This is a genomic window from Aromatoleum evansii (assembly GCF_012910805.1).
In the GTDB taxonomy this organism is placed as follows: domain Bacteria; phylum Pseudomonadota; class Gammaproteobacteria; order Burkholderiales; family Rhodocyclaceae; genus Aromatoleum; species Aromatoleum evansii.
On sequence record NZ_WTVK01000141.1, the window covers coordinates 1 to 2837 of the forward strand.

Annotated in this window: 5 protein-coding genes; 2 read left to right on the top strand and 3 right to left on the bottom strand. The window is 69.9% G+C overall.

Translation table 11 applies throughout. The annotated features are described in order from the left end of the window. Window positions 1–131 precede the first annotated feature (131 nt). Both fdxB and GO615_RS27465 read left to right on the top strand, forming a co-directional pair. Complete coding sequence (gene fdxB / locus GO615_RS27460; protein WP_169133022.1) at window positions 132–428, top strand: ferredoxin III, nif-specific; 297 nt, start codon at window positions 132–134, stop codon at window positions 426–428. Between the two features lies 1 nt (window position 429). Then, complete coding sequence (locus GO615_RS27465; protein WP_169133023.1) at window positions 430–858, top strand: nitrogen fixation protein NifQ; 429 nt, start codon at window positions 430–432, stop codon at window positions 856–858. A 15-nt stretch (window positions 859–873) separates the two neighbouring features. Here GO615_RS27465 and GO615_RS27470 read toward each other — a convergent pair whose 3' ends face one another. Genes GO615_RS27470 through GO615_RS27480 form a run of 3 tightly spaced genes read right to left on the bottom strand, consistent with a single transcriptional unit; the run spans window position 874 to window position 2633 of the window. Further along, on the bottom strand, window positions 874–1281 hold the full coding sequence (locus tag GO615_RS27470; protein ID WP_169133024.1) for a SoxR reducing system RseC family protein: 408 nt from the start codon (window positions 1279–1281) through the stop codon (window positions 874–876). Between the two features lie 16 nt (window positions 1282–1297). Next, on the bottom strand, window positions 1298–2302 hold the full coding sequence (locus tag GO615_RS27475) for a hypothetical protein (RefSeq protein WP_169133025.1): 1005 nt from the start codon (window positions 2300–2302) through the stop codon (window positions 1298–1300). 58 nt (window positions 2303–2360) lie between these two features. After that, complete coding sequence (locus tag GO615_RS27480; protein ID WP_339379990.1) at window positions 2361–2633, bottom strand: 4Fe-4S dicluster domain-containing protein; 273 nt, start codon at window positions 2631–2633, stop codon at window positions 2361–2363. Window positions 2634–2837: the final 204 nt, after the last annotated feature.

Below are 2837 nucleotides of genomic sequence, written 5' to 3' on the forward strand. Positions count from 1 at the left end.
GGGTGGGGATGGGTTAAGCAGACGCAGCAGAAACCCATCCCCCTCCTAACCTCCCCCTTGAAGGGGGAGGAACAAGGTGCCCGAGCCAAATTCATACGCTTGATTGCCGCCCAAATATTCACGGAGCAGCCATGTCCCACTTCACCGTCACCCTGCCCTCGGGCGTCGCCTGGACGCCCAACTTCATCGCCGCGATCAACCACGACAAGTGCATCGGCTGCGGCCGCTGCTTCAAGACCTGTGCGCGCGAGGTGCTGCAGCTCATGGCCGTCGACGACGATGGCGAGATGTTCGCGATCGAGGACGAGGACGAGGAGTACGAGAAGAAGGTGATGCACATCGCGCACCCGGAGAACTGCGTCGGCTGCGAGTCCTGCAACAACAACTGTGCGCGGCGCTGCATCTCGTATGCGCCGAAGGCGATGTGACATGCGCCCCGCCGCCGCCTACCTCGCGATGATCGATGCGCGCTGGAAGCCCGGCGGCAGCCTGTTCGCCAGCGGCGCACGCCACGACGAGTACGAGGACGTGCGCCGCCTGCTGCTGCAGGGCGCCGCGGGGCGCAGCTCCGACGTGGTCGCGCTGGCCGAATGCGTCGCCCGCGCCTGCATGGGCGAGGACCACTTGTGGCACGACCTCGGCCTGCCTTCGCGCGCCGAGCTGTCGGCGCTGCTGCACGAGCACTTCCCGCGCCTCGCCGGGCGCAACGTGAACGGCATGCGCTGGAAGAAGTTCTTCTACAAGCAACTATGCGAAGAGGTCGGCATCAGTGCCTGCCGCGCGCCGTCCTGCGGCGTATGCGCGCACCACGGCGAATGCTTCGGCAGCGAGGAATTGCCGCTGCTCGCGTTCGCCTGAGGGTGGTTCTCCCGCTCAATCGCGCCGCAGCAGCACGAGGGGCACCCGCGGCAGCGCCCGCGTGACGAGCACGCCGAGCACGAGGCCGCCAAACGCGCCCAGCGCCGCAGCGATGTCGGTGTGCGCGAGCCGGTCCCCGCCGACCGCGCCGGCGACGATCAGCAGCGCCGGCAACAGATAGCCGAAAAGCGCCGCGCGGTTGATCGCGTCCGGGTCGGCCGCGAGCGTCACCGCATCGCCCGGCGCGAGGCCGGCGCATGCGGGCACCGTCACGAGCGACACCTTGCCGCCGCCCGCGAGCTTGCCGACCCCGCAACGGCTACGTTCGCCGCAGCTGGAGCAGCCCTGCACCGGCACCGCGACGAGAGCCCTGCCCCCCTCGACCGACCGGACCACGCCCTCATGCGTCAGTGCACCGGACATCGCACCAGGCCTCCGTTCAGAACGCATACGGCCGGTGCAGCCACTGTCGCACCACCGCCAGATCGCGCTCGGGAAGATAGGAGAACCCCGCCGCCGCGTCGGAGGCCACCGCGGCCGGCACCCAGTGCCCCACCGCCTTGCCGGCGAGCAGGCCGAAGTACCACGCCATCGGATAACCGACGGCGCGGTCGAAGGCGAGCAGCGCCGCATGCAGCGACAACCCGCTCGCGCCCTCGCGCGCGCCGAAGCGCGGGGCCTCGCCGGTCAGCGCGGGGATGGGCGTCGCACGCACGATGGTCTGCCGGAAGCGGTCCAGATGCTCGCGCAGCGCGATCGCCCAGTGGTTGCAGAAGGCGGTCGCCGGCCCCGCGCTGGACGCATCCCAGTCCGCGACGAAGCGGTGGATGGGTTGCGGCTCGAGCGCCTGCGTGCGCATCCGCGCGAGCAGATCGCCGACATGCGTGAGGCGGCGGAAGCGGTAGTGCGCGGCCTCGACGGGCGTGCCGCAGCGCGGCCCATGCTCGCCCGCGCACGCCTCGCCGCCGCAGGGCGCGTCGATCAGCTCGTCCAGCGTCCCCGGCGCGGCCTCGTCGCGGAACAGCGGCGACGCCCAGGTCTCCTGCAGCTCCTCGACCTCCAGCTGGACGAAGTCCGTGCTCGCCCGCCCCGGCGTCGCGGCCGCGAAGTAGTGCGTGCGGCCTCGCAGGTGGGTTGCACGCAGCGTCGAGCCCGCATAGTCGTCGAGCAACGCGCCGAGTTCGCCGTCGCGCGCCTCCAGTTCCGCGACCGCCCATTGCTCGAGATTGTCGGACACGCGCACGCCGTCGGCGTCCATCACGCCCCCCAGCCGGTACCAGCCGCCGCGGCATAGCACCTCGCGGAACGGCCAGTCGGGCAGGTGCTTGCGGATCTCGTGTGCGAGTGCCGCCGGCCCTGCGGCAGCCGGGGTCACGGAGCAGGCTTCCACGACGGGCTCGGCGAGCTGGCGGCAGCGCACCCCCCAGGCAGTGGGCGCATTCATTCGGACCTCGTTCCCGGATGGCCGGGCAACGTGCGCCCGGCCGCGCTTTGCACGCGCATCACAGATAGACGATGCAGTTGTCGCCGGCCGGGCACACCGCCAGGCATTGCGGCGAATCGGCATCGCCGTCGCATTCCGTACAGGTGTCGGCGGCGATGCGGAAGACCCCGCCCTTCTCGGTGATCGACTTGGTCGGACAGGCGGGCTTGCAGTCGCCGCAGGCAGTGCATTCGTCGGCGATGATCTTCATGGCCATGGTGGGCTCCTTGATGACGGTGTGGATGAGATCCGGTTCCCCGCGCCGTCGCGACGACGACGCGGCGAGGCTCATGGGGCTATCGCAAGGACGGTGCCAAGCCCGTGAACCCTTCCCAAGCCACTGAAAACACATGACAACCTGACTACACGCAGCCTTCGCAGGCCGCGTCGCAAATGTCGGGTTTGTGACACGCGACGCGCCACGTCGCACGGAACCCCCGGACATGAAAGCCATCGAACATTCGCCCGCCCCGACAGGACGACACGATGCACACAC

Coding starts and splice junctions, on each gene's coding strand:
- fdxB (WP_169133022.1), top strand. CDS start 132: ATGTCCCACTTCACCGTCACCCTGCCCTCGGGCGTCGCCTGGACGCCC.
- GO615_RS27465 (WP_169133023.1), top strand. CDS start 430: ATGCGCCCCGCCGCCGCCTACCTCGCGATGATCGATGCGCGCTGGAAG.
- GO615_RS27470 (WP_169133024.1), bottom strand. CDS start 1,281: ATGTCCGGTGCACTGACGCATGAGGGCGTGGTCCGGTCGGTCGAGGGG.
- GO615_RS27475 (WP_169133025.1), bottom strand. CDS start 2,302: ATGAATGCGCCCACTGCCTGGGGGGTGCGCTGCCGCCAGCTCGCCGAG.
- GO615_RS27480 (WP_339379990.1), bottom strand. CDS start 2,633: ATGAGCCTCGCCGCGTCGTCGTCGCGACGGCGCGGGGAACCGGATCTC.